This is a genomic window from Leptospira sanjuanensis (genome assembly GCF_022267375.1).
Taxonomy (GTDB): domain Bacteria; phylum Spirochaetota; class Leptospiria; order Leptospirales; family Leptospiraceae; genus Leptospira; species Leptospira sanjuanensis.
Genome location: NZ_JAIZBH010000001.1, coordinates 2,131,501 through 2,137,500, shown reverse-complemented (window position 1 = coordinate 2,137,500; position 6,000 = coordinate 2,131,501). Strand labels below are relative to the sequence as shown.

The following is a 6,000-nucleotide window of genomic DNA, read 5'->3' as shown; positions in this document are numbered from 1 at the left end:
CCGGTATTTTGGATCATTCTAACTATACCGTGGCGATCACGCAACAACCGCTGATCAATCCTCCTTATTCTTATCTTTCGCAAACTTGTTCTTTCGATACGACCTCGCCTGCGCCGAGTCCGATAGGTTCGATCCACGGAGGGCCTATCACGATTCAGGTCGTTTGTTCCAAGATTTTGGGTTTTACGTATTACAGTTTTCCGTCTAGTTTTACGGATCTTGAATATACTTATTCGGGGACAATTACAACGGATGCAAAAATCAAAGTAGATCTACCCTTTGGCGCGGTTCTTCCCGGTTCCGATCCTTCTGCGAGTTTGATTGCAAGTTTCGGTTTGTATTCTTCGGATACTTCGACGAATATAGCGGGTATTCCTCAGGTTTCGGAAGTTACTACCAATCCCTTCGACGGTTCGACCGCGATCGTTTATACGATCGTAGATGATCTGTTGCCGAGCAGCACAAAAGACTATTTTCTTCTGCTTCGAAAAATCATTCCTATCGTCGGAACCGGAATCGGGCCGGTCTGTTTTGATAATTCCGGCGGTTTTCTCTGCGACGACGGTTCCGGAGGACTCTTGTCCGGATTTCCGACTCAATACGCGAATTATATATATCCCAGAATTTTCAGCGGACCGAATACTATCGGCGCAAGCAATCATCACACCACAAAGGATAAGATCACGGGACTTGTCTGGAAAACCTGTCTCCAGGGGCAAGCGGATGTGGCCGCCCCCAACCATTGTAGCGGAGCAAGCTCCTCCATGAAATGGCCATCCGCCATCACTTCCTGTAGCGGTTTGAATGCCGGAGCCGGATATGCAGGAATTAAGAATTGGAGACTGCCCACAATTTCGGAATTATCTACTTTAGTATATTATGGTGCTGTTGTGTCCCCTTCCGTTCAGTCGAATTACTTTCCGAATCAAGGTTCAAATCTGGATCTCTGGTCGATTAGTAAGAAGACCGCGTCAGGCACTTCCTCTTGGTTTCTACAATTTTCGGACGGTTTTTCTTATGACGCCAATAACAGTTCCGGAGCAAGTGGAGATACGTTTCGGGTTCGTTGTGTCTCGGGCGGACAGTGGCCTCGAGGAGACGGATTGATTACCAATACTTTGATCGATAGAGGAGATGGAAGCGTCGAGGATACTTTTACGAATTTACTTTGGAGGAAATGTTCGAAAGGATTGAGCGGGGCGACCTGCTCCGGCGGTTCCTTCGCTCCTAGTAATTGGAAAAATGCCCTTGGTTATTGTGCGAGTCTCGGATTCGGGCCGGCGGGAAGCCCTTGGAGACTTCCGAGCGTCAACGAATTGAGAACGCTCGTAGATCATAACTTCAACGATCCCTCTTTGATCGAACGATCCCTAAACTTATTTCCGAATACGCAGAACGGAGACTATTGGACCGTGACTAGCTTTTTACAGGATCCGACCCTGGCTTACATCGTTTCCTTTGCGGACGGAACGGTGGAAGCGTATTCGAAGACGGGAAGTACGAAAGAGGTTCGCTGCGTCACCGAAAAAGAATGAGTTATCTCGATTTTGAAATCATTCCACGCCGCAAGCGTCTATCTTAAAATTCTTTTGGAAAGTTGAATTTAAGAATGGTGTGTAAATCGCAAAATAAGGATAATTCCGTTTGTAAACTTTGGAAAAAAATCTATAATTTCCTACAAAACAAAAACCGATTTCGTTTATCGATTTTATCTTTTGTTTCAATGAAAGAATTCAGATGATTGTCCTTTTTTATCTCAGTGGAGGTCTTGCCTTTTTATTAGGAGTTTCACAAATAATCAATTCGTTCGCGAAGAGGAATTGGATTCTTTCCTGTTTATTTTTTTCGATGAGTTTTTATCTGATCAAAGGTATTTGTTTGCTTACGGGAGCTCTGCAGGAGTATTCTCATTTTTTCCTAATCGAAATATTCGTTACCCTTTCCGTCGGTCCGTTATTGTATCTCTATTTCAATCTTTTGATAGAAGACGGCGTACTTCGGAAAAAAAGAATCTATCTAAATTTTATTCCCGCAATTCTGTATCTCCTGTTTTGGGGGATTCATACTTTGAGAATTTTGTTTCAACACGAATCGTTTCGGGATCTCGATCATAATTACGAAAGCCGTTATACGCTTTTATATACCGTTGTTCCTTTATCTCCCGCGATCTACGTGTTTATACTAGCGCGGAAATACTATCTGATATTTAGGAATAATTTCTTTAAGGAAAAATGGCCGATCCATATACAGATCATTTTCATTCTTGCGATGATCTCGTGTGCGATCGGAATTTTGCTGGGAATCCGAACTTTGACGGGTTTGGATCGGGATTTTTTTGAAAGGCTTTATTTCTTTCTTTTGATTCTATTGAGTGGGATCGTTTTTTATACTTTTTTTATTAGTCAAAAATTTCCGATTACGTTCAATATTATTTCCAATACGATCAAACAGATTCAGTACGAAAAGACTACCTTGAAAAAAGTGGACGTAAGCGGCGTCGAGGCGAAAATAAAAAGTCTGATGGAAAACGAAAAAATCTATCAGGACGAAGACTTGAGTCTTAAATCCTTATCCGAAAGGTTGTCTATGACTCCTCATCAGCTGTCCGAATTTTTAAACGTAAAACTCAACATGAATTTTAACAGCCTTGTAAACTTCTATAGGGTTGAGGAAGCAAAACGGTTGTTGACTCAGAGAGAGGATCTCATCATTCTCAATGTCGCATACGAATCAGGATTTAATTCTTTATCCGCGTTTCATACCGCTTTTAAAAAGCACGTCGGAGTGAGCCCGAATGCCTTTCGAAAACAAATCTTGAAGAATGAAAAAAGAATTTGAACTAGATAGAATAAAATCCTTCGAACTCGATTTGGTTTTGCGGTCGGAAATAAATGCGCTTCTTGATCGGAAGGAGCGCATTTATCTTTGTTTGAAAAAAACCGAGAATTTTACGCGTTGATTCTGAAGTAAATCACGTCTCCGTCTTGAACGATATATTCTTTTCCTTCGATTCTTAATTTGCCCTCTTCTTTTACTTTGGTCTGCGATCCCGCACGGTCCAAATCCTCGTAGCTCATCACTTCGGCACGGATAAACCCCTTCTCAAAATCGGAATGGATGACTGCGGCGGCCTTCGGTCCCGTGCTGCCCACAGGAGTCGTCCATGCGCGCACTTCCACTTCTCCAGCGGTAAAGAATGTGATGAGACCCAAGAGTTTATATGCGGTTTTGATCATGCGATCGAGCCCGCTTTCCGATTCTCCGATTTCCGCTAAAAAGTCGAGTTGCTCGTTACGATCCAAACCGGAAATTTCCTCCTCGAATCGGCCGCAGAGGATTACAAGTTCGGCGTTTTCTTCTTTTGCCATCTGGCGAATCTGCTGCAAGAGCGGCGTATCTTTTTTTGCCGCGTCCTTGTCCGCGATGTTTGCGACATACATGACCGGTTTATAGGTGATGAGCTGGAAAGACTTTGCGATTTTTTTTTCGTCGTCTTTGAGATCGGCAAGTCTTGCGGGTTTTCCCGCTTTTAGAAGATCTAGGATTTTTTCGAGAACGACCGCAACTTCCTGCGCTTCTTTGTTTCCGTTCTTCGCATTTTTTGCGACTCTTTGGTATTGTTTGTCCGCGCTGTCCAAGTCCGCAAAGATCAGTTCCATATTTACGACTGCTGCGTCGTCCACGGGATTTACTTTTCCATGAACGTGCGTCACGTTTTCGTCTTCGAAAGCGCGCACAACGTGACAGATCGCGTCTACTTCCCGGATATGGGAAAGAAATTTATTTCCGAGACCTTCTCCTTGGCTCGCCCCTTTGACAAGACCTGCGATATCCACGAATTCTATGATTGCAGGAACGACCTTTTGCGGTTTTGCGATTTCCGCGAGGCGATCCAGTCTGGAATCCGGAACTTCCACGATTCCTTTGTTCGGTTCGATGGTGCAGAAGGGATAATTTTCCATCTGTGCACCCGCTTTGGTAAGGGCGTTGAAAATAGTGGATTTACCTACGTTGGGAAGGCCTACGATGCCGCAATTCAGACTCATGGAGTCCAGGTTTTCCGGGCAAGGTCTATGCGAAAAGTAAAATCGTTATTCCAGTTCCCAGGATTTCCCGGAACCGTCGCTGTTGAGAGAAAAACTTTCCTGCTTTAGCCGGATCAAACGATTTCCTCGAAAGAAGAAATTCAAAACGGAAACTCCGTTCGGAATTTGCAAAGAAGCGCAGCCAGTATAATATATGCCCTCGTTGAATTTCAAATCCTGCCCGGAGTTTAAAAGTCGTATCGCGGTCGTATCGTCCGGTTTTCCGGAAAGAATTTGATTCCATTCATCCGCGGTTTTCTCTCCGGCTAAGAATAGAATTCTTTCCGGGCTCCAAGAAAGTTCGATCGGATTCACGGTAGTTGAAAACCAGAATTTCAAAGATTCAAAATTCAATTCGAAAGAAGCGTTTCCGATCGAAGCGACGACCGTTTTACTCGGCGCTTGTGTTTGCTGAGTATTCCGCGAAGAAGTTTCCTTTGAAGAATTCGGTTTTGCCTGCGCATCGGATTTCCGTTTTTTTTCGGACTTCGTTCGGGATGCGTTTCGCTCTTTGGACTTCTTGGATTTGGCCGGCTTCTTTTTCGAAGTTGTATGTTTGAGTTCGATTTTGTCGGCGTCCGTTCCGGAAGTTTGTCCGACCCCTTCTTGTATTTCCGCTTCGCGGGGAAGCGACTCCGAGGTTTTATCCGAAGGTTTTTCCGGATTCAGTTTCGGTTTGGATTTCGTTTTTTGTTTTTTTCTTTTCGGAGAAATCCCTTGTTTGCCCGACTTTTTTGGGGACGTCGGTTTAATTAGGGTTTCTTTTTTTTCCACGACAAAGGAGATCCAAGGGACCGCGTTCCCGGATGGAGAAGTCGGGAGATTCTCCGCAGCGGTTTGCGGAAAAATGTATAAGTCGTATCCGTTTTGACCCGCGAGATTGAGTTGTTCCGCAGGAGCTTCGGAAGCGAACGATCCATAGCCTACGAAAAACGCCGTTCCGTTTTCTTGCAGACGTTTGTTTTTCAGCCGTTTGAAGAATAAGGAAGTTGATTTGTAATATCGGGGTTTGTCCGCTTTTGCGGAAGGTTCGCAGACGAGAACGACGCTGACCGGACGATCCTGTAATCCGCCCGTTTCCGAAAATACATTCCGATCATAGAATATGCAGAAAATGGAAACAAGAAGAAACGCTTTTTTGAGATTCGTCCGGAACATTTCGATCTTAGGCGAGTCCTACGGACTTTAAAAGGGATTTTTCAAACTTCCTGTAATTCTTCTCTTCTTTTTCCTGAAAGATCGCATAACGCGTTTCGTATTCCGGATCTTCCGCGGTTAAGGCGGATTTCATTTCGGCGAGGTGGGATTCTTCTTCTTTGAGAATTGCTTTTAAACTGACTGGAATTCCGTTTTCTTCCAAGATCCGATCGTATTCCTGATAGAGAAAATCGGCGCGTTCTTCGATGAGATGGGTAACGTAAAGATAGGAAAGAAACGACTGCTTTTTTCCCCGGATTCCGGCCGCGTTTAGGTTTTTCAAAACCATTCCGTCCAACCTTTGAAAGTATAAAAATGCGGGGAAACCGCAGTGAAGATTTTCCGTTTGATAGTCGGGGCAGGCACCCGGGGAAACTCGTTCGCTCATTCGTTTGAAAAAGTGCGCGTGCCTTGCCTCTTCCGAAGCGTGTCTAAGGATCATTTCGCCCATTCCGATTCCGCTTTGTGTTGCGAAAATTTTTCGGGAGCCCATGTGCTCCAAAAAGGAAATCGTGTTGAGCCAGCGGGAATGTTGTTCGGGTTCTTGGATGATTTTTTGTAAAAAAGTACGAATGGCTTCCGTGGATGAGGAAGTCCGGGTCAAAGCTGCGGTCATAAGCGTATCCTTGAAGACGCGGAGAAAAAATCATCGCTTTTTAAACTTTCCGCAGGATTTTATGTAGGAAAAGAATTTTGGAATTTGAAAGTCTCGTCGCAC

Annotated in this window: 5 protein-coding genes (1 of these 5 only partly in view); 2 read left to right on the top strand and 3 right to left on the bottom strand. The window is 44.4% G+C overall.

The features are described 5' to 3' along the window. On the top strand, window positions 1–1,535 hold the 3' portion of the coding sequence (locus tag LFX17_RS09590; RefSeq protein WP_238746299.1) for an Lcl C-terminal domain-containing protein. It extends 1,288 nt beyond the left edge of the window; the window shows 1,535 of its 2,823 coding nt (coding positions 1,289–2,823); its start codon lies off the left edge, out of view; it ends in the stop codon at window positions 1,533–1,535. A gap of 202 nt (window positions 1,536–1,737) precedes the next feature. Further along, window positions 1,738–2,838 (top strand): helix-turn-helix domain-containing protein, encoded by a 1,101-nt coding sequence (locus tag LFX17_RS09585; protein ID WP_238730051.1) that lies wholly within the window; start codon window positions 1,738–1,740, stop codon window positions 2,836–2,838. Between the two features lie 110 nt (window positions 2,839–2,948). On the opposite strand, the gene ychF is transcribed toward LFX17_RS09585, so the two are convergent. Genes ychF through LFX17_RS09570 form a run of 3 tightly spaced genes read right to left on the bottom strand, consistent with a single transcriptional unit; the run spans window position 2,949 to window position 5,898 of the window. Further along, window positions 2,949–4,046 (bottom strand): redox-regulated ATPase YchF, encoded by a 1,098-nt coding sequence (gene ychF, locus LFX17_RS09580; RefSeq protein WP_118956505.1) that lies wholly within the window; start codon window positions 4,044–4,046, stop codon window positions 2,949–2,951. A gap of 45 nt (window positions 4,047–4,091) precedes the next feature. Next, window positions 4,092–5,243 (bottom strand): LIC11612 family fibronectin-binding protein, encoded by a 1,152-nt coding sequence (locus tag LFX17_RS09575; RefSeq protein ID WP_238746297.1) that lies wholly within the window; start codon window positions 5,241–5,243, stop codon window positions 4,092–4,094. A 7-nt stretch (window positions 5,244–5,250) separates the two neighbouring features. Next, on the bottom strand, window positions 5,251–5,898 hold the full coding sequence (locus LFX17_RS09570) for a hypothetical protein (protein ID WP_238746295.1): 648 nt from the start codon (window positions 5,896–5,898) through the stop codon (window positions 5,251–5,253). Window positions 5,899–6,000 lie beyond the last annotated feature (102 nt).